General features: G+C 42.1%; 19 protein-coding genes. 7 read left to right on the top strand and 12 right to left on the bottom strand.

What is annotated here, in order from left to right; translation table 11 throughout:
- Positions 1-5: 5 nt before the first annotated feature.
- The 3 genes from GL182_RS12050 to GL182_RS12060 form a co-directional block, all read right to left on the bottom strand.
- Positions 6-1,097, bottom strand: a complete 1,092-nt coding sequence (locus GL182_RS12050; protein WP_163379931.1) for an AI-2E family transporter — start codon at positions 1,095-1,097, stop codon at positions 6-8.
- 129 nt (positions 1,098-1,226) lie between these two features.
- Positions 1,227-1,577 (bottom strand): DUF3276 family protein, encoded by a 351-nt coding sequence (locus tag GL182_RS12055; RefSeq protein WP_163379932.1) that lies wholly within the window; start codon positions 1,575-1,577, stop codon positions 1,227-1,229.
- A 172-nt stretch (positions 1,578-1,749) separates the two neighbouring features.
- On the bottom strand, positions 1,750-2,097 hold the full coding sequence (locus GL182_RS12060) for a 4Fe-4S binding protein (RefSeq protein ID WP_163379933.1): 348 nt from the start codon (positions 2,095-2,097) through the stop codon (positions 1,750-1,752).
- Positions 2,098-2,308: 211 nt separating this feature from the next.
- On the opposite strand from GL182_RS12060, the gene GL182_RS12065 reads away from it, so the two are divergent.
- A complete protein-coding gene (locus tag GL182_RS12065; RefSeq protein ID WP_163379934.1) occupies positions 2,309-3,373 on the top strand; it encodes an acyl-CoA reductase in 1,065 nt (354 codons plus the stop codon).
- Positions 3,374-3,494: 121 nt separating this feature from the next.
- Positions 3,495-5,759, top strand: coding sequence for an aconitate hydratase (locus tag GL182_RS12070; protein ID WP_163379935.1), 2,265 nt, complete (start codon positions 3,495-3,497; stop codon positions 5,757-5,759).
- Positions 5,760-5,916: 157 nt separating this feature from the next.
- Here GL182_RS12070 and GL182_RS12075 read toward each other — a convergent pair whose 3' ends face one another.
- Positions 5,917-6,849 (bottom strand): tetratricopeptide repeat protein, encoded by a 933-nt coding sequence (locus GL182_RS12075; RefSeq protein ID WP_163379936.1) that lies wholly within the window; start codon positions 6,847-6,849, stop codon positions 5,917-5,919.
- Complete coding sequence (locus GL182_RS12080; protein ID WP_163379937.1) at positions 6,846-7,925, bottom strand: AI-2E family transporter; 1,080 nt, start codon at positions 7,923-7,925, stop codon at positions 6,846-6,848. Before GL182_RS12080 ends, GL182_RS12075 begins: the two co-directional genes overlap by 4 nt.
- 79 nt (positions 7,926-8,004) lie before the next feature.
- Here GL182_RS12080 and GL182_RS12085 point away from each other — a divergent pair, with 79 nt between their 5' ends.
- Entirely contained in the window at positions 8,005-8,205 is a 201-nt protein-coding gene (locus tag GL182_RS12085; RefSeq protein WP_163379938.1) for a CsbD family protein, read from the top strand.
- 69 nt (positions 8,206-8,274) lie between these two features.
- On the opposite strand, the gene GL182_RS12090 is transcribed toward GL182_RS12085, so the two are convergent.
- Positions 8,275-9,198 (bottom strand): mechanosensitive ion channel family protein, encoded by a 924-nt coding sequence (locus GL182_RS12090; RefSeq protein WP_163379939.1) that lies wholly within the window; start codon positions 9,196-9,198, stop codon positions 8,275-8,277.
- A 199-nt stretch (positions 9,199-9,397) separates the two neighbouring features.
- Here GL182_RS12090 and GL182_RS12095 point away from each other — a divergent pair, with 199 nt between their 5' ends.
- Together GL182_RS12095 and GL182_RS12100 are read left to right on the top strand one after the other, a co-directional pair.
- Positions 9,398-10,297: a hypothetical protein gene (locus GL182_RS12095; RefSeq protein WP_163379940.1), complete on the top strand. Its 900-nt coding sequence runs from the start codon at positions 9,398-9,400 to the stop codon at positions 10,295-10,297.
- A gap of 82 nt (positions 10,298-10,379) precedes the next feature.
- Positions 10,380-13,121, top strand: a complete 2,742-nt coding sequence (locus GL182_RS12100; protein WP_163379941.1) for a CHAT domain-containing protein — start codon at positions 10,380-10,382, stop codon at positions 13,119-13,121.
- 33 nt (positions 13,122-13,154) lie between these two features.
- Here the strand turns inward: GL182_RS12100 and GL182_RS12105 are convergent, their stop codons facing one another.
- The 3 genes from GL182_RS12105 to GL182_RS12115 all read right to left on the bottom strand — a co-directional run bounded on the left by GL182_RS12105 (position 13,155) and on the right by GL182_RS12115 (position 15,451).
- Positions 13,155-13,940 (bottom strand): hypothetical protein, encoded by a 786-nt coding sequence (locus GL182_RS12105; protein WP_163379942.1) that lies wholly within the window; start codon positions 13,938-13,940, stop codon positions 13,155-13,157.
- A gap of 121 nt (positions 13,941-14,061) precedes the next feature.
- Positions 14,062-14,850, bottom strand: a complete 789-nt coding sequence (locus GL182_RS12110; protein WP_163379943.1) for a tetratricopeptide repeat protein — start codon at positions 14,848-14,850, stop codon at positions 14,062-14,064.
- Positions 14,840-15,451 (bottom strand): RNA polymerase sigma factor, encoded by a 612-nt coding sequence (locus GL182_RS12115; protein WP_163379944.1) that lies wholly within the window; start codon positions 15,449-15,451, stop codon positions 14,840-14,842. Before GL182_RS12115 ends, GL182_RS12110 begins: the two co-directional genes overlap by 11 nt.
- A gap of 195 nt (positions 15,452-15,646) precedes the next feature.
- Between GL182_RS12115 and GL182_RS12120 the strand changes: the two genes are divergently transcribed.
- Both GL182_RS12120 and GL182_RS12125 read left to right on the top strand, forming a co-directional pair.
- Positions 15,647-16,165, top strand: coding sequence for a DinB family protein (locus GL182_RS12120; protein ID WP_163379945.1), 519 nt, complete (start codon positions 15,647-15,649; stop codon positions 16,163-16,165).
- Positions 16,166-16,628: 463 nt separating this feature from the next.
- Positions 16,629-17,687, top strand: coding sequence for a LacI family DNA-binding transcriptional regulator (locus tag GL182_RS12125; RefSeq protein ID WP_163379946.1), 1,059 nt, complete (start codon positions 16,629-16,631; stop codon positions 17,685-17,687).
- 308 nt (positions 17,688-17,995) lie between these two features.
- Here the strand turns inward: GL182_RS12125 and GL182_RS12130 are convergent, their stop codons facing one another.
- Genes GL182_RS12130 through GL182_RS12140 form a run of 3 tightly spaced genes read right to left on the bottom strand, consistent with a single transcriptional unit; the run spans position 17,996 to position 21,235 of the window.
- Positions 17,996-18,997, bottom strand: coding sequence for a GRP family sugar transporter (locus tag GL182_RS12130; RefSeq protein ID WP_163379947.1), 1,002 nt, complete (start codon positions 18,995-18,997; stop codon positions 17,996-17,998).
- 18 nt (positions 18,998-19,015) lie between these two features.
- On the bottom strand, positions 19,016-19,969 hold the full coding sequence (rbsK, locus tag GL182_RS12135; RefSeq protein ID WP_240469802.1) for a ribokinase: 954 nt from the start codon (positions 19,967-19,969) through the stop codon (positions 19,016-19,018).
- A complete protein-coding gene (locus tag GL182_RS12140) occupies positions 19,970-21,235 on the bottom strand; it encodes a hypothetical protein (RefSeq protein WP_240469803.1) in 1,266 nt (421 codons plus the stop codon).
- Positions 21,236-21,239 lie beyond the last annotated feature (4 nt).

The following is a 21,239-nucleotide window of genomic DNA, read 5'->3' on the forward strand; positions in this document are numbered from 1 at the left end:
GAATGTTAAATCTTATCTATTTTAAATATTCTGTATTCTTTATACCCTTTGTATAATTCTTTGATTGAAACCCTGAAAATGGTATAAACCGGTATGGCAAAGATCATTCCCAATACCCCTGCAATTTTTGCTCCCACAAAGATAATCACAAATATTTCAAGCGGGTGTGCTTTTACAGATTTAGAAAAAATAAAAGGCTGTAAAATCACATTATCGCTCAATTGAACCACCGAAAATACTGCCAGAATCTTTATCAGGAAAAAATATATCTCACTGGCTGCATTGAATTCCCCGGTAGACAGGCCTACCAGTACACCAAAAGTTGCCCCCAGGATTGGCCCGGCATAGGGGATGAGATTGGCCACTGCTGCGAAAACAGCTATGGTCATGGCATACTCAATATTTGCAATGGTTAAGCCTATGGAAGCTATGGAAAAAATAACGGACATCTGTATCAATAATCCCAGGAGGTAATTGGAAAGCAATCGTTCTACTTTGTGAAAAGTAGCTACAGATAGCTCAAAATATTTATTGGGAATGAAGTTCATTAAATTTCTGCGGAGCAAACCATTCTCCAGAAGCAGAAAAAAAGTAATAAAGCCCACTGCAAGGATTCCTATAAAAAACGTGCTGGTGGCTGATATAACCCTATTGACAAATCCCTGAACATTTACTTCATTAAGACTGCTGATCAGGTTTTCCTTGACCAGATCAATCAGGTATCCGGGTTCATTGTTGATCAGGTTTAACTGGATCAATATGGCTTCAAAATTATCTATAGGTCGCTGAATTTGGTCATACAGGTAATTGATGTCCAAATCTCTTAACAATTCAATTTGTGAGCGAATAAGGGGCGTAAATAAAAGTACCAATAAAAACCCCACAGACAATATCGCCAAAAAAGAGAGAAAGATGGCAATGCCGCGAGGAATGTGCTGTCCCAGAACATACAAGTTGTTGATTTTATTGGTCAATGGCCGGAGGGCTGCTGCCAATACCATGGATAAAACAAAGTACAAACTGATGTCAGAAAAATACCAGCCGACCAAAAATACGAGAGTGGTTACAATTACCGCTGTGAGGAATACCTTGACCATGAATCAAAAATAACAAAAAAAACGAATCCGGCTCATGTACCTGCCCAATACAGATCCATTATCCTGATTCGTTATCCTATAAACTTACCTGTTCAGCCTTTCCCGATAATAAAACTGCTCAAAGGTCAATCAATCCCACTTCAGATCGTCACCAAATTTATTGTTTTCATTGTTGGTTTCAGAAGGTTCCGGCTCTGTATCAAACTGAGAAAAATCAAAATCAGCCATCAGGTCATTCTTCACATGGTCTACCGCATCCTGTAGGGCTTCCACAAACTTGGCGAAGTCTTCCTTGTACAAGAATATTTTATGTTTCTCGTAGAAAAAATTATCATCCTTGATTTTCCTCTTGCTCTCCGTTATGGTCAAATAGTAATCATTGGACCGGGTAGATTTCACATCAAAAAAATAGGTCCTTTTTCCAGCCTTTACCCTTTTGGTGAAAATCTCATCTCTTTCGTAATCTTTGTTATTTTCCACTATCCGAACATTTATTTTTGTAAAAAAGAATTTAGTGCCAAGTTAAATCAATTCAACTATCAAATTCAAGTTATTGCCCGTTTTTTTTTCCAAAATCTGGGATATTGTTCAAATTACCTATTGGAAAAGACAATTTTATGAGTACAAAAGATGGTATAATCTAAGTATCAACTTATTCTCCGTGCATGAATTGCTTTTTGGCCATCAACTCTTCCTCCGATTCCCTGTGGTCCGGATCGTCTACACAACAGTCTACCGGGCAAACTGCCGCACATTGAGGTTCCTCATGAAATCCCGTACACTCTGTGCATTTCTGCGTTACAATATAATAAAACTCATCGGAAACCGGCTCCTGCTTCTCATCCCCGCTCACTACCGTTCCATCGTCTAAAGTGACTTCCTTTAACTCCGTACCTCCGCCCCAGGTCCATTCGATACCTCCTTCGTAAATGGCGGTATTTGGACATTCTGGTTCGCATGCACCACAATTGATGCACTCATCGGTTATCATGATTGCCATTTTTCTTCTTTTTTGTTTGTTTGCAAAACTACTAACCAAAATACAATCTAACAAGGAAAATAATTCCACTTTAGGTAAAATATACCCTATACATTAATTGCTATACTAACTATTACCTCTGAGAGTTAGCTTTCCTTTCGGGACATTTTTTTATCTTTGTGTCCATTTCGACCAATTATTATCGCAAATCCATCTAGCCAGAGTCCTTCCCATGAATGTGAACCAAAGATTAATCCACCTCTCAAACTGGCAGCAACGCATAAAAAACACCACTCAAGAGGAAAAAAATAATTTATTTGACCGAATACGCAACCAAAACAGCTGGTTTACACCTAAACAATCGGAACTTGCGCTGGAAGGCATTGTCAATTACCTGTATCCTGAAAAACTCCGGCAATGGCTGGGGCAATATGAATTCCCTGATCCAAAATCTTTTAAACCTAAAAATATAGGCATTATAATGGCCGGCAATATCCCTGGGGTGGGATTCCATGACTTGCTATGTGTACTAATAGCTGGTCACCAGGCTAAAATTAAACTGTCCTCCTCAGACAATATACTGATCCCCTGGCTGGTCGCTCTGCTATCGGAAGTCTCCATTGAGCTGGGCCAAGCCATTTCATTTGAGGAAAGGCTCAATGGGATGGATGCTTATATTGCCACCGGCAGCGATAATACCGCCCGCTATTTTGATTATTACTTTGGCAGGTACCCACATATCATCCGTAAAAACCGTACTTCTATAGCTATTCTGGACGGGAACGAATCCCAGGAGGACTGGAACTTACTCTCCAGGGATATTTTCCAGTACTATGGACTCGGCTGCCGAAATGTATCCAAAATATATGTCAGCAATCAGAAAACTTTACAGGCTTTTCTGAAAGGCATGGATCCGGCCCATCAGTTAATCGATCACCACAAATACCTGAACAATTACGAATATAATAAATCCAAATACCTGGTCAACCGAAGCCCACATTTCGACAATGGACACTTGTTGCTGGTTGAGAGCAATGAATTGGTGTCCCCTATATCTGTGGTGTATTTTGAGCTATATACCGATTTGACCCGGCTACAGAAACAATTAAAGGAGAAAGAAAACAAAATACAGTGTGTTGTTTCCCGAGAAGGCTGGTTTGATGGAAGTACACCTTTTGGAAGCGCCCAGTGTCCGGAGGTGTCCGATTACGCTGATAAGGTGGACACATTAAAATTTCTTTTGAACCTGGATCAGGAAATCCTGAGGTATGCAGAAGGTCCTCAAAAACAAGGCTGAACTTTTTAAATCCTTTATAAATAAGCATATAAATAGTGCAAAATAGCCGGATAATGGCTGGTTTTCTTATCTTTGCCGCTCAATTGAATTTTCTACAATCAACAGTATAACTTCATTATCGATGGTTTTTGATATAGATATGATCAAGTCGGTTTACGCTGCATTTCCCGGGCGTATAGCCGCAGCAAGGAAAGCAGAAGGCAGACCGCTCACCCTCACTGAGAAGATCCTTTATGCCCATCTTTCCGAAGGAGAAGCCAGTGAAAAACACGAAAGGGGAGTCTCTTATGTAGACTTTAAACCTGACCGCGTGGCCATGCAGGATGCTACGGCACAAATGGCCCTGCTTCAATTCATGCAGGCAGGCAGGTCAAAGGTAGCTGTACCCTCCACCGTACACTGTGACCACCTCATACAGGCTGAAGTGGGGGCAAACCCCGATCTGGCCAAAGCAAAGGATAAAAACCGGGAAGTCTACGATTTTCTTTCATCCGTATCCAATAAATATGGCCTGGGCTTTTGGAAACCAGGGGCAGGTATCATCCATCAGGTGGTGCTGGAAAACTATGCCTTTCCCGGAGGAATGATGATCGGGACCGATTCTCATACGCCAAATGCCGGAGGTTTGGGCATGGTGGCCATAGGAGTGGGCGGAGCAGATGCCTGTGATGTCATGGCCGGACTCCCCTGGGAACTTAAGTTTCCCAAACTCATAGGAGTCAAGCTTACCGGTAAACTTTCCGGATGGACCTCAGCAAAAGATGTAATTCTTAAAGTAGCGGGTATCCTCACCGTAAAAGGAGGCACGGGCTGCATCGTAGAATATTTTGGAGAAGGTGCCCGCTCACTTTCGGCTACCGGAAAAGGCACCATCTGTAATATGGGGGCCGAAATCGGTGCCACAACCTCTATTTTCGGGTATGATGAGAAATCGGAAGCCTATCTTCGGGGTACCGACAGATCGGACGTTGCCGACCTGGCCAATAGCATCAGGGAACACCTGACAGGAGATCCTGAGGTATATGCAAACCCGGAAGCATATTTTAACGAAATCATCGAAATCAATCTTTCAGAACTGGAACCCCATGTCAATGGCCCTTTTACTCCGGACCTGGCCTGGCCTTTGTCGAAGTTCGCAGCTGCCGTTAAGGAAAATAACTGGCCGCAAAAGCTGGAAGTAGGATTGATTGGTTCTTGCACCAATTCTTCCTATGAAGACATCTCCAGGGCAGCTTCCCTGGCCCAGCAGGCGGTAGATAAAAAGCTGAAAGCCAAGTCAGAATATACCATTACCCCCGGATCCGAACAAGTTCGATTTACTGTAGAAAGAGATGGATTCCTCGGAATCTTTGAAAACATGGGAGGAGTGGTATTGGCCAATGCCTGCGGACCTTGTATAGGGCAGTGGGCCAGGCATGGTGCTGAAAAGCAGGAAAAAAATTCCATTATCACCTCGTTTAACCGGAATTTTGCCAAAAGAGCCGATGGTAATCCAAATACACATTCTTTCGTAGCTTCCCCTGAGGTGGTTACAGCCATGGCCATTGCCGGAGACCTTACCTTTAACCCCATGACGGATACCCTGACCAACGAAGAAGGCAAACAGGTAAAACTGGAAGAACCTGCTGGTCTGGAACTCCCTGTCAAAGGTTTTGCGGTGGAAGATGCCGGTTATCAGGAGCCCGCTGCCGACGGTTCGGAAGTAGAGGTAAAAGTAGCCCCTGACTCAGAGCGGCTGCAGCTATTAGAACCCTTTCAACCCTGGGAAGGAACAGACCTGAAGGGGCTTAAGCTATTGATCAAGGCAAAGGGAAAATGTACTACGGATCATATCTCCATGGCCGGTCCCTGGTTAAGGTACCGGGGACACCTGGATAATATTTCCAACAACCTTCTGATCGGTGCGGTCAATTTCTTCAATGATGCCACTAATAAAGTAAAAAACCAGTTGGACGGCAGCTATGGAGAAGTGCCTGCCGTACAGCGTCAATACAAGCTGCACAACATCGGCAGCATGGTCGTTGGGGATGAAAATTATGGTGAAGGTTCGTCCAGGGAACATGCTGCCATGGAACCAAGATTCCTGGGGGTCCGTGCTATTCTGGTAAAATCCTTTGCCAGGATACACGAAACCAATCTTAAGAAGCAGGGAATGTTGGCTTTGACCTTTGACAATCCGGCAGATTATGACCTGATTCAGGAGGATGACTCCCTGGATATTATCGGTTTGGACAGCTTTGCTCCCGGTAAGCCCCTGGTAGTAGTATGCAACCACCCTGATGGCAGCAAAGATGAAATCAAGGTCAATCATACCTATAATGCAGGACAGATCAGGTGGTTTAAAGCTGGATCAGCCCTCAATCTGGTAAAAGACAATGCCATTTAAGGTGTACCTTTTTTGGCTTATGAAGGAACAAAAGGTCATGGATGATACCCATGACCTTTTTTATTGCCCATTAGTGGAGAGGGGATTTTTTGTGCCCCGAAGGGTTTGCTGCCGGCGTTCAGAGGTTGACACAAACAATTGTCATTGAAATGCCGGATTATTCTGAAGACTGGTCAGTCAGGTATTGGTCCAATAATTTGATCGAGGGGTCCTTTTCAGACACCTCCCTGAGAAACCGTTCTGCGAGTTCCTTTTCTCCCTTTTTGTAGTAATAGATACCTTTATTTCTGAGGGCGTACAGGTTTCTACTATTCTGCTTCAAACTAAAATTAATATCTTTCAAACCTTCCTCCAGATTACCCAGGTACAACTGGTACAGGCCCCTGTTGTTGTAGTAATAAGGGTCGTCCTTTTCCAACCCGATGGCTTTATCCACCTGCTCCAGCGCCCTTTGATATTCTCCTTCTTCAAAATAAACCAGAGATTCCAGGTTATAGATCATGCTGTGGCCAGGATCCATATTTTTTGCCAGCGATAAATTTCTTTTTACCTGCTCCCATTCTTCCAAATGATAATTGACGGTAGCCAGATTAATGTAAAGCTCCACGTTATTGGGATCCAGCTCCAGGGCTTTATCAAAGGCTTCCTTAGCCTCCGAATATTCTTTCAGGGCTGTCCAGGTCAATCCCTGTATGAAATGAGCCTGCTTATCTTTCTCATCCATGGACAATAAGGTCCTGGTATCTTCCAGGGCTTTATAATTTTCGCCAAAATCCAGGTACGCCATTGCCCTTTGAACCTGCGCTTCCCTATAGTTTCTGTCCAGGTCAATGGCCCGACTGTAATCCGCAATGGCATCTGGAAATTTTAACTGTCTGTGCAAGGCCATAGCCCGATTAAAGTAAGCGTCCTTAAACTCAGGATCAATGGCAATGGCCTCATCATAATAGGCAATCGCCCCTTTGGAATTTCCTTCCCTTAATTCGTTATTGCCTTTTAATAAAAACCTTCCCTTTTTGTCATCTGCAGAATCGCATGAAATTACTCCCAGCAGTATCCAGGCAAAAAGAACATATGGCATTTGATTCATTTCTTTCCCTTTTTAAATATTGGCTTGATTTCTTCTTCACCAAACAAATAAGCGAAGGGTTTGGTGCTGTCCTTAAGTTCAAAAATCCTTTTTAGGATGGCTAAAGTGGGAATGATGAGGATCATACCAATTACTCCCCAAATGGCTCCCCCCAACAATAAACCCAGGAAAGTCACCAAGGCATTCAGGTTGACATTCCCCCCTACAATTTTTGGGGTAAGAAAATTACTTTCAATCAATTGTATCACCGTAAAGGTAATGACAACCATCAGGGGATAAAACAGGCTATCCATGGTCAAAAAAGAAAAAATAAAAGGTAATATCGCACCCAGAAAAGGACCCAGGTAAGGTATAATATTAAGCAAGGCTGCAAAAAGCCCGAAAAAAATGGCATGCTTCACACCTATGGCGTACAAAGCTGCTGTATTGAGAACGGCCAGAATCCCCATTACCTTGATCATCCCTATGATGTAGTATTGAACTACTTTTCGGAGGTCCCGGATTTTTGATTTTACATTTCCTTCATCTTCCCTATCAAAAAGCCTGGCTATAAAATTCCCCAAATGGTCCCGATAGATCAACATAAAAAATATAAATACAGGCAACAAGACGACACCCGATAAGGAGCCAATAGTAGACAATAAAAAATTCGACACCGTTTCACTGTTAGACTCCAATAACTCGAACAGTTGGGATTTATCTATTCCGTTCTTAATCCCCAGATTTGCTCCGAATAAATCAGTAGCGACCTGATCCAGGTCCGCCAGGTAGTTGTTTAGCCTGCCGGTAACATCTTCAAAGTCTCTGGAAAAACTCCTCACCTGCAGGATAACCAGTACAATCAGGCCTACAATGGCGGAAAGGGAAGTCAGCAGGGCTACCAGCGCCGAAAGCGGGCGGGGAAATTTTTTGGTTTCCATCCAGGTGCAGGCAGGTATCAGCAGCATGGCAATGTACCCCCCCAACATGAGTGGTATCAAAAGGCTTCTACCAATGATTAGAATAAACACAATAACGATTAATAATAACAAAATGGTGAGCGCCCTTAAATGACCAGGAAGTTTCAATTCTGCCATATTTTTTTAGTTTTGGAACAGTTATTGTATAATTTATAAACAAATAAGAAAATAATTTTTCACTAAAACCAATAAAATTATGTCTACCCAATTAAAAATTAAAGGCAACTGGAATGAATTAAAGGGCAAATTAAGGGCCAAATATGGAGAGTTGACGGACGATGACCTGGCATATGCTGAAGGTCAGGAAGAACAGTTGATTGGCAGGTTGCAGCAAAAGACCGGTGCAGCGAAAGAAGAAATTAAGAAAATGATTTTCTCTGAAGACGAGAAAAGATAAACCTTAATCTAAATTCAATAATTGAACAAAAGCGCCGGATTTTAAATCCGGTGCTTTTGTCTTTTTTACCTAACCCTTACTTGTTCCCATAGATCTGATTTTTTCTGATTTATCCACTTGCTCATGGAGCTGCACCCCTCCCTTTATGCCAAAATCGAGGGTACGGATGGGGAATGGGATCATGATATCATTGTCATCAAAGGCCTTTTTGATGTTTTTAATGGCCTGATTTTTGGCACTTATATAAGCGCGGTTTTCTCTGGAATATTCCAGCCAGATATTTACCGAAAAGTCTATAGAACTATCTCCAAAACCTTTCCAGAAAAGGCTGACATCTTCATCGCCAATTCTTCCAGGTACATCTCTGGCGGCTTCAAGTGCAATACGCTCTACTTTTTCCAGGTCTTCACCATAGCTCACCCCCACATCTACCCTGATCCGCCTTCTGCCCTCCTCCGTATAATTGGTGAAGTTTTCCTGAAAAAGAAACCGGTTAGGTACATAAACCATTGGCCCATCAAAAGTTTTTACTTTGGTCACACGCAAATTGATATCCACCACATTGCCCATGATCCCATCATGGGTTTCTATCACATCCCCTATGGCATAGGGCTGCTGAAAAGTGATATAAATCCCTGACATAAAATTTGCAGCGGTATCCTGAAAAGCAAAACCCAGTGCCAGACCGATAATACCCAGCCCGGCTAATATGGAAGTGACTGTACCCGTAAGGTTCAATATGGAAAGGCACATCATAACTCCTCCAACCAAAATGGCTAGAAAAATCAATCTGCTTAAAAATCCACTGATGGTTTCATCCAGGTGAATATTTAGCAATTGTTTTTTGGAAAACCGCTCAGCAAACCGGGACAAAAATAAAAATAGCATAAAAATAACAAGTGCAGAAACCATGTTTGGAAGGTACTCAACAAAAGAGGTAAGCCAATTCTCGAGTTTTTCCAACAATGTCTGTATGAGTTTAGAAGTGTCCATATTCTATTGGTTCTTGGTATATGAGAAGTAAGATTTAATGTTTTAAAAAGAAAGGTAATAAAAAAAATTAAGTTCCTGATTACCCCAAATCTGACAAAAGTTATTAAACGGGTTGATTTGACTACCGAAAAATCAGTTAATTTTACCTTATTTTCCGTTACAATTTTTATATTCGATGCAACTAATAGAAAAACGAAAAATGCCAAATAAGAATAACACGATTATTGAAGTACTCGTTTTTCTTTTGATATTGTCTTCCTGTAACCTGGACAGAAATGTCAATGGCACTTCAGATGATACTTTTGAAGCAGACTGCCAGTCGTTGAGTTATGGTGACACTTTATTTTTCATCAATGATACAGGCGATAACACCATCAGTCCCCTGGGAATCGAAGGACCAGGATTGTTTTCCTCTCAACCAGAAGGCCTGGCCATAGATCCTGAAACAGGCATTATTGACATCAACCAAAGTGAGACAGGGTTAAAGTACAGGGTTTCTTTTGCTCAGGGCAACAATAGCTGCCATATCGAATTGACTATTGCAGGTATCAACTATTTAGATGGCCTTTACGTGTTGGACCAGGGAGAAACGAGCGTTCAACCTGTTTTTAACGGATCGCCGGCTACCTTACCCCCATGTGAAGATGATGATGATGATGATGACGACGATGATGACGACGACGATGATGATGATGATGACGAGGATTGTGAATTTGATGCAGCCGGTCCTGGAGGAGAGCGCTTAGCCGATCAGGGGCTCATCATCGGTAATTCCACCGGAGTCATTAAACTTCAGGAGACACTTCAGAATAACTTTTTTGGTACCCAACCGGAAAATGGAATTGAAAAAGATGTCAAGCTTTACTACCGGCTAAATGATGGCAGCATGCAAGCTTTGAATGCCATTGACTTAAAATTCTTTTATTACGAAACGATGGAAGATGTACCCCAAATCCTGATTGATGAAATCCAGGCAAAACAAGACCAAATTTTATCTATCAAGCCTTTTTCGAATAATTTAAGAACAAATTTTGATCCTCCCAGAACAAGAAGGCCAAGACCACCGTATCTTGTGGTAGTTTCCCGCTTTTCGCGGTAAACTACCAGGATACCCCCTTGTGCCAATGATAAAAAAACAGTTTTTTATAATTTTATGCTGCTGCAATTGTTTTACCCCGCTTTTGTTTGGGCAGGAAAGCTCGCTGGATAAAAAGTATGAGCGGGCATTGAACTATTTTTATGCCGAATACCCCACGGATCAAAGTGACAGCACCGCTATTCAGCTGTTGGAAGAAATTAAATCTCAATTCCCAACCAACGCTTTAACACCTTCCCAATCGGCCGACGTTTATGAGAAATTAGGCACCTTATACCTGATCCAAAACCAACCGCAAAAAAGTATTGAAATCTTGCGCCGGGGGCTGAAATTCATTGAACAAAATGAAGCAAATGACAGCCTGTTATTTAACCCCTATTTATACATGGGGGAGTCATTTTTTCTCTTGAATCAGGCAGATAGCAGTATCCATTACCTCAATCAGGCAGAAAAAAAATTGGATGCGAAAAAGGACAAGCAGGAAACCGGCAGGCTGTATAACTCATTGGGGGTGATTTACTATGAGTCAGGGAATTATGCCCAAGCCACAAATTATTTTTCTAAAGCCAGGTCCATCGTAACAGAAAAATCCAATCCAGAACCATCAGCAGCTACCGAATATGCGATATTTAGCTTTTTGACAAATGAAGCTGCTGCATGGGCCAACTTGAAAGTATTTGATAAGGCAGTTACCTTGTATCAGGAGGCATTGAACCTGGGTATTGACCGGGACGAGGTGTTGAGCAAACTCGCCTCACTCTATATCAAAAACCAAAATCCAGATTCAGCACGCTACTACCTGGACAGCATAGCGGAGCAGGCAAGTCGAAATAGCCTGCCGAACCAAAACATCAACGCAGAGATCCATTTGCTTAAGGGTCAGGCAGACAAGTCCCTTGAATTGCTGATCCCCGGTCTGGACGAAGAAAAAAGAAAAAACTTTCAGCCCAGTCAGGTTGCTTTGGATTATCACAAGGGGAAGACCTACCAAATAATAGGAAGGTCCTGGATGGAAAAAAAGGAGTACCAGATGGCAGCAGAGGCATTTCATAAAGCCATATTACAGTTTGACGGGGTGTTTTCTGAAGAAGACATTTGGAAAAACCCCTCTCCCGGTAACATCAATTGGGGAATGACGGATATTTTTGAAAGCCTGGTTTTGAAAGCTAAAAGCACCATGGTGCTGGCCAAAGAAAACAATGATATGCCCACGTATCAATTGTCCTTCGACACCTACCAGGTAGCCTTTGATCTGGTTTTTTATCTGAACAATTTATATGACAATCAGGATGCGCGGATATTTCTGGGGGAGTCCATTCGCAAGGCATACGAAGAAGCAGTATCCGCTTCTATAGCATTATATCAGCTTACAAAAGATCAAAAGCATTTGGTTAGGGGATTTATATGGGCAGAAGAAAGCAAAGCTACTGCATTGGAACTGGCGAGAAATGAGGGAAAAATCAAGGCAAATTCAGGTATTCCTCTTGCCCTTCTTCAGGAAGAGAAAATTTTAAAATTTCAATTAACCAGGGCCAATCAAAAAATAAGGGAGGTTCAGGATCCCAATAAGCTGGAAGATCTGGAAGCGCAAGTCCGGGACAGCAAATTGGCATTAAGCCGTTTATATGCCTCCTACAATGATTTTTCATCCTTCTTCGATCAAAAGTTAAATACGGAAAGGATAAGGATTCAAAAACTTCAAAACTTCTTACAAAGCGGTCACCAAGTGTTACTGTCCTATTTTGTGGCCAATGATGTCATTTTTTGCTTTATGCTCTCCGAGGATGATTTGTATTTGTCGGCAATTATTGAAAAAGGACCGCTTACAGAAACAATAAAAAGCATGAACCAGGAGCTAATCTCCTCCAGAGGAAACAACCGACAAGAGCTAGAGCAGGTTACCATTCAGGCATTTGATCAAATGTTGGGCGAGGCGTATCCTGATCTAAAAAAACACTCAAATTGGATCATCCTCCCGGATCAAATGCTTGTACATGTTCCCTTTGAAATGCTGGCAGACCCTGAAGGAAACTACCTGGTGGAAAATCATGCGATTACTTACCAGTATTCAGGGAAATTACTTCAAATGGATACAAGCCGGATCAATTCCGATAAAGAGAAAGCCATCGGTTTTGCCCCATTTTCAGCAGCTACCGGATTACCGGAAACCAATGATTTTGCTCCTCTTCCTGCAGCTGCTTCAGAGATGGAATTACTGGAAGGCAGGATATTTCTTGGGACTGCCGCCACAAAACAGGAGTTTTTGGCCCATTCAGAAAATGCTTCCATTATCCATCTTGCCACACATGCCTTGTCAAATCCAGAATCCCCGGAGGAAGGGTTTATAGTATTCTCTCCTTCCCAGGAAAATCACTTGCTCTATGCAGAGGAATTGTATCAATTGGATTTGCGGCAGGCTTCCCTGGTTTTTTTAAGTGCCTGTGACACCCACCAGGGTCAGGTGATGAATGGAGAAGGCTTGATCAGCCTTTCTCGTGGCTTTTCCTATGCAGGTTGTGACAATATTATCAGCAGCATCTGGAAAGCCAATGATAAGGTGACAGCCTACCTGAGTGAGGTTTTTTATGACAAGGTAAATCAGGGTAACACTTATCCCGAAGCCTTGCAACTGGCAAAAAAAACCTTGCTAAAAGATACTAAAATGGCACAGTATCACCATCCCTATTTTTGGGCAAATATGGTTTTCATCGGCAATACTTTTGATGCAACATCCAGGCAATCGGCAGGAATAACGCTAAGTTTTCTTTTGCTGGTTCTGGTTGCAGCTGGTTTTATTTGGTTTTGGAAGAAAAAAAGAGGGCTTTAAACGCCCTCTTTGTTATGAGTGATTAAGCTAATATCAATCAAGCTCTATCTCAATCTCAGCATCTGCAGCTATCCTGTCTCGAACTTTCCGGAAAATCGACCTGTTGCTTGTTTCACTGAATACCATGAATCCGTCATCAATGTCTGCGTTTTCCAATTCCAAAGAACTGATGGATGAAAACCACCTTTCGGGAACCAGCTCAAAAAGGATGAGGGGATTATTCACCCTGTCCACCACAAAATACCGGTCATCATCTGCTTCTATTTCTACCTCAAAATCGATGTCATCACCGAATAATTCAAACCTGAAAGGAATTTCCTCTCCTTCCCCATCGGTATAGGTTCCGTTCAAAAGAATGGATGGTTCATTCCGGTAATCAATCAAATCTATTTCCATTTCAATTTCCTCATATTCGCCCTCAGGAATATTGATAAAAAAATCCGTTTCGTTATTAAACTGGTCAAAACCTACCTTTTTGATTTCATTGAATTTTACTTCATATTCCCATTCGCTTTCATTATCATCGTCTCCATCATCATCGAAACTGCCGCCGGAGACAAGTCCATCCCGATTAAAGTTTCCCTCCAGGTCCAACTCCAGTTCCTTGATTTGGATAAAACCGTCTGTAAAACTTAAACCTGCATTGGCCACTCTGGCATTGGCAGCCACCGCCCCACCAGCAGGTTGCAGTTTAAAGAGCATTCCCACTGTGCCTTCTCCTGTACCGGGTACCATATCGTTTTCTGAAGTACAGGCTGTGTACATGTAGGCAGTTATGGCAAATATCAGTAGTCTGGATAAATTTTTTGTTTTCTTCATGTTAATTAAGTTGTTTAGTTTTTTCTTTGTTGCAACCGGACAGCCATTTGTAACCAGTTGGACTTAAAAAGGTGCAAAAAAAATACCTTATTAGTTTGTAAAAAAATATCTCCCTCCGATATCAAAAAAGGGTTCTTATCCTGATGCTAAGCTGATCAAGACCAGAGAAATTACCCCTGTATTTATGCCGCTCATCTGACCTGATTTTATCCACCAGCTGATAAGCCGCCTGATAATCTTTAAGTTTTAAATAGGTAAGGGCAAGAAAAAAGTCCGCCTCATCCTGAAAACTATCCGTCCCTGAGTTTTTATTGTTTTCATCCAGTTTTCGCAAATAGGTCAATGAAGCAGTGGCTGAATCTAGTTCAAGGGCTGCATTTCCTAACAATAGCAGCTCCTTTGCACTTAACTGCTCGGCATCACGAGCAGCGATAGCCTGAAACATTTGTCTAAATTCTCCCTGTAAGAAGAGCGGTTCCAAATGGTTTTCCTGCTCAGAAAATCCCCTTTCAGTTGCAATTTCGTATGAAATATATTTGCCTTCATATAGGGAAGGTCCATCTGTACGTAACAAATAAAATATAAATCCAAACAATACCAGAAGGGAAACAGCTGCCGCTACTTTACCCCAAAAAAGAAGGGGTATTTTTTTCCTTTCAAGTTTTGGGGTAGCAAAAGGCGTAAACTTCTTATTTTCTAATTTTTCTTGAATAAAATCCTGTTGTACCTGCCTGATGGTATGCTTATACCCTTTCAGTTTGATTGCATTGATGGTGAATAAAAGCAAGTCAAGCCTTTCCTGAAGATCGGAATTATTTTCCAATTCATTTTCAAATAGCCTTTTTTCCCCTTCTTCTAAAACCCCATCCAGGTAATCCAATATTTTTTGATCGTCAAACCTATTTTCCATCTTTCAGTGCATTTCTTACCATTTCGTATAAATTCCTGTTACCCTCAAGTTGATCTGTTAATTGCTTCATGCATTTAAATTTCTTATTCCGCACCACCTGCTCACTGCTGAATTCCTCTGCTTCTGCGATCTCTTTCATGGAAAAGTCTTCGTAATAAAACAGGGTAAGGATACGTTTACATTTTTCTCCCAGTTTTTCAAATAAGGCCATGATCAATTGATATCCTTCTATTTCTGCCAGGGACTTACTAACATCGTAATCTACCTGTACTTGTTCCTTTTCATAGATACCATGCCTGTTTTCTCTGCTTTTTCGTTTCCTCAAAGTTGTTAACCATAAGTTTCGGTTGATCCCATACAAAACAGACTTGATACTCGCTTCCTCCCTGTATTTACCGGTTTCGATCAGATTCAGAAATACCAGCATGGTCTCTTGTATGGTATCTGCAGCATCTGCTTCACTCCCATTATTTTGTAACACATAATTTTCCAGAATTTCATAATAGCCTAAATAAATTTGCCGGACTGCTTCGTTTATCTGATTGGCTCCGGAAATCTCGTCCAGGATTTCCTGGTCTGTCCAAACCTTGCCTTTATTCATGAATTACCATCTTTTAGTGGTACCAAAGTTAATCATTGTAACCTCAATGAAGGAAAAAAGGAAAAATTTCTCCATCGGATGAAAACCACCTTTTCCGGTCCGGTAAAATCTTACTTTTTAACTTTTATTAAAGTAAGAATGATGCATTTTAGTTTTATTATTCCGAACTTTAATGAAACCTTAAAATAAAAACCAATGAAAAACTACAAATTTACCCTTATCCTTCTTTTTCTCTTGTTAGGCGCCATCAGCGCAAATGCCCAGACCAATATGGAGGAATTTATGGCCAAATGGGAAAGCAGCCGGGCCTTCACCCTGGAAGCCATAGAAACCATGCCTAATGAACTACTGGATTACAAGCCCCATGATTCAGCCATGTCGTTTAAAGAACAGATCACGCATATTGGCGGTGCCATGGCTTCCATATGCCAGGGCTTTTTATTAGGTGAAGAAATGGGCTTTGATCATGAAGCGAAGCCTCAAACCAAAGAAGAAATGAGCACCTTCATCAATCAGTGCTATAACTATGGAAAAAAAACCATTGCTTCTCTCAGTCAGCAGGAAATGGATGAAGAAATAGACTCATTTGCCGGTAAAATTACCCGCCGCCAGATGGTAGGCCTGGTAGATGACCACACCACCCACCACAGGGGAGCGGCCATTTCTTATATCAGGGCAAATGGCATTCAACCGCCGGCATTCAGAGGGCTTTGAATGTAACCAGCTCAAATAATAATCAATCCTCCGACAAGGTCTGATCGGTATTTTACCCCCACGGGCCCGTTCGTTGAAAAAATTTTTCTTCACGTTCACCTTAAAGTAAAAAATGGGAAGTAGTTATAAACTGTCTCATTTTTTTATTCATTTTTTGACCTTTCATTATTAGCTGGCTTAAACGAGAAATTTTGTTTATCCCTCCTGTTCTAAGCCACTTTTATCTATGGTTCGGAAAGCTATTTTTATTTTCCTTCGGAACTTGTTTTATCGATCTATTTCATAGAGACTACCATAACTAACCATTACTGACTTTATCCCCTTTAGGGGCATTATTTAAAATATCTAAAAACCCACCAAAACTGAACAAGAGGGTTTTAAATTTTCTAAATTAGTACGTTGTCCGGAAACGGAAATAGTAAATGACGACAACATTGATTTAATTTACCAGTTTCAAACAGTAATGAAGAAAAAAAGGAAGGTGACAGGGGTTAAAGAAATTGCCAGATTGGCTGGTGTTTCCATTGCTACCGTTGACAGGGTCCTTCATAACCGTTCCGGTGTATCCGCCAATACCAAATCCAAAATTGAGGATATCATCGAGGAATTGAATTACCGGCCTAATATTTTAGCCAGCAGGTTGGCTTCAGGAAAGGTATATCACCTTGCTATATTGATTCCAAGAGGCTCAGATAGAACCGATTTTTGGGATACGCCGCTCAAGGGAATCAATAGAGCAGCAGAAGAAATCAGTCGGTATGGCATCTCTGTAGATTTTTTTTTCTTTGACCTGAACAATAAAAATTCCTTTATTCGGTCAGCCGAAAAAATAAAACAGCGAAAACGCTATGATGGAGTTTTAATGGCTCCCTCTTTTGTCCAGGAATCCATTAAATTCATAGACTATTGTCAGGAAAAGGCGATACCCTTTGTCTTTATAGATAGCAATATTGAGGTAAAGGAAAGCCTTACCTATATTGGCCCTCCGCTTTTTGAAAGTGGATTCCTCGGTGCACGGCTATGTGCTTTCGGAATGCATCGTACCTGCAAGATTTTATTTGTCAACATATCCAAGGAAAGCAGCAGTTATAATTACTCCAAAATTGAAGAGGGTTTTAAAAACTATTTTTTTGAAAATGATGTAAATCACCAATTGGTTAAATTGGAAATTAAAAACACTGAAAAAAAGTCGGTATTTTTAAACCTGGAAAAGGCTTTTGTCCAAAATCCGGACATAGAGGTTATTTTCGTAACCAACTCAAGGGTTTTCTCTGTAGCTCAGTTCCTTGAATCAAGAAAAATTTCCGGGATACACCTTGTTGGTTATGATTTTTCAAAAGAAAATCAAAATTATTTAAAAAATGGCTTGATTGATTTTTTAATTTGTCACAAGCCCGAAGAACAAGGATACAAGGGACTTATGAGCCTATATCATCACCTTGCCCTCAAATTACCAGTGGATAAAATCTATTACATGCCCATCGATATTGTCACCAGGGAAAACCAGGATTTTTACCGCTAACCAAGGCCGGAATCCACCATTCAGAGGGTTTTTGCTGGACACTATTGCCCTTTTTTGCAAACGCAATAATCCTCAAACCCATGGATCAGGGAAAATTCCGTACCGGTAAATTTTAAGCAGCTGCTACTCCCCGTAAGCCATGTACGATGGCCTTTGTTGACCAAGAAATTGAACACCTGAAGCAGGGCGGATCAGAGAAGGCGGGCTGTGGCCATCCTATCACTTCCAAATGACCAGGATACCAGCGAGGTTTGTACCAGGACCAATCAACCCTTTCATTAAATTTATTCCTTAAACCAGGAATAAATTTATCCTACTCCGGCATAAATGATCAATAACAAACCGGTGATGAAACAGGCAAACATGGCCGCCAGCCAGAAATGTACTTTCCGGGAGGCACCTTTAAACTCTTTCCATATAAAAACGCCCCACAAAGCTGCAACGAGCGTAGCTCCCTGCCCTAAACCATAGGAAATGGCAGGACCCGCCTGTTCGGAAGCAATGATACTAAAAGACATCCCGATACACCAGATGATACCTCCTAAAATTCCTACACCATGAATGGACCATTTGCCCTTGAAGTATTCTCCATAGCCAATCGGGCTTCCTTCTATAGGCCGCTTCATTAAAATGGTATTGAACAAAAAATTACTGATCAAAATGCCTAATGAAAAAACAAAAACAGCAGCATACGGAGTGAATTTTCCTGCCAAAGGACTGTTAAAATTCAAAGACATGGATTGCTGAACAAAGAAGTAAAACAGAGACATCAAAACACCCCCCAACAAAGCCAGTTTAATCCCTTTGGCAGGATTTTTTGCACTGTCCTTACTGATTTGCCTGTACGCCATTGCATCCAGGACAATCGCAGAGGTGACCAGGCCTACCCCTAGAAAAAGCAATACCGGATCGCCTTTTTGCTCCGAGATATAATTGATGATCACACCCAAGACCAACGCCAGCCCAATGCCTATGGGAAAAGATACAGACATCCCTGCAATGGCAATAGCCGCTACGATGAGAATATTGGCCAGGTTAAAAATTACGCCTCCCACAAAAGCTTTAAAATAATTGGGTAAGGTGGCTTGCTGGAGGTCCTCCAAAAATGGCCGGCCCATTGTACCTGTGCTGCCCATGGTAAGGCCAAACAACAGGGAAAGCAGGAAAATCCCTATTACATAGTCCCAATAAAACAATTCAAATCGCCAGTTATCCGCGGCGAGTTTCTGGGTATTGGCCCAAGAACCCCAGCAAAACATGGTCACAAAACAGAAAACTACGGCCAGGGAATACGTTTCAATGACAAACATGGGATTGGGTTTAATTGTTTATTTAGAAGATGCTATTTCTGAAAGCCTGGGCACAGAGGATTGGGCTCCTTTTTTGGTTACTGAAAGAGCTGCTGCTCTATTGGCGAATTCAACCGCTTCTTTGACACCCATTCCCTTCGAAATGCCCACAGCCAAGGCTCCGTTAAAAGTATCTCCTGCAGCTGTCGTATCCACTACCGCAACAGCAGGTGCCGGAACGATCCCTTGATATGCCTCTGAAGATAAATATGCCCCCTGGGCACCTAAAGTGATGACCACCACCTTGACCCCCTGATGGTGAAAAAACATCGCCGCCCGGGCTGCAGAAGATTCATCATTTACCTGTACTCTACTCAGCAGGGTGGCTTCTGATTCATTGGGCGTAATGGCGTAAAGCCTGGGATAAAGTTCATCGGAAAGGACTTGTGCCGGAGCAGGATTGAGTATGATCTTTTTACCTGCCTCATGACCAAGCCTCGTCACGTGACTTACCGTCTCCATGGGTATTTCAAGTTGGAGCAGGATGATTTCAGCCTGTTGGACAAGGCTGAAATGCAGGTCTATATCATCCGCCGATAAGGCCATATTGGCACCGCTGGCCACCACAATACAATTCTCCCCCTTCTTGTCTACAGTGATCTGTGCGACTCCGGAGGGAAGATGGTCATCCATGGACATCCCCGCTGTATGGATGCCCTCTTTCAGGAGGTTTTCTATGGTTTCTTTTCCAAAAATGTCCCTGCCTACTTTGGCAATGAAGGCAACATTACCACCCAACCTTGCCGCAGCTACAGCCTGGTTGGCTCCCTTTCCCCCGGGATTCATGAAAAAATCGCCCCCCAAAAGGGTCTCACCCGGTTCGGGAAAATGGTCTGTCTGCACCACCATATCTGTATTAGAACTGCCTACCACCAATAGGCTATACCGTTTGTCCATATTGTACCTATCTTTGTTTCCATCATTTAATTCCATTTAACCCTGTGGATCTTTTATTTTAATTAAATCCTGAATGATTTTTCCATTGTGTTCCATTCTGGCAAGGGTATAAATATACCCATTTTTTCCCAGGGCGATGGAATTGACATAGGTGGGTATGCCTCCGTCTGCATAAAATACAGGGCCGTGATCAATATAATGCTGATCGGAAATCTGATAGGTAACAAGATGTAAATTTTCCAGTCCTTTGGCTGCTCCTTTTGCTATTTTTTCAAGGCCTCGAACCAATTTACCATCTTCGTAGATAGGACCTCCGGTCAGGTAATATATGGTATCGTTTTCTTCACAATGGCCAAAACCCAAATACCCGTAACTAAATAGGTCAAACATGCCACTGCTTCGGGAAGGCCCGGAAACAATCCTTTCCAGGATCTCTATATTCCGTTTCAAAGGGTCAAACCGGAACAAGTAGCCGGAATTGCCATGAACGCCAAAAGCAACCTTCTCACCATCATGCCAGAAAACCTTTCTCCAGTTGTAAGCCATACTGCCCGGCCTGCAGGGATCATACTGGCCAAAATAATCCAAACGAAGGTTCACCCCCTCCAACAAACTTATGGCTTTTTGTTGGAAATCATAACTATAAATCCCCCCTTCAGCAGTAGAAAAATAGGCCTTGCCATCTCTGGGGTCTACAAACAGGGAACGGCAAAGTGTTCTGAAATCCTTTCCCGATTTGCCTGCTTCACCAAGTGCTGAAATCAATCCAAGGTCATGAAAAGCATGGGTTTCGGTATCGTAATGGAAGAAACGACCGGTAGGCCAGGTAATTCCGTAAATTTGCCCTCTTTCACGGTCCATGGTCATCGATACTACCCCCTCTCCCCCGGGCACCAAAAGCAAATCATTCACTTCTTTGGTATGCAGGTCATAGGACAAAATATGCCCACCAGGATATTTTTCATAACCTGCAGGTGGGTTTTCAGGCAACCTGTCCATGCCATCTATCAGTTCATAAAAACCCACATGTGTGCTGAAATACAACTTTCCTTTACTTTCATAGAATTCTACGTGACTTTTCCCTTGTGGGACAGCTTTCAAATGCTGCTCTCCACACAATTCGGTCAGATCACCTAAAAATTCAATTTTGTCCTCACCGGGCTTATACACATAAAATTGGCCACCTCTTTCCAGGGATTCAGAAGACAAAATATAATAAATATTGCCATCACTTGCACGGGTAATGGCATTATAGGTGTCGTGGGCCAGATGGAATCCTGAAAAGTATTTTTCTGCTTCCAAATGT

This window comes from Cyclobacterium sp. SYSU L10401 (genome assembly GCF_010993705.1).
In the GTDB taxonomy this organism is placed as follows: Bacteria; Bacteroidota; Bacteroidia; order Cytophagales; family Cyclobacteriaceae; genus Cyclobacterium.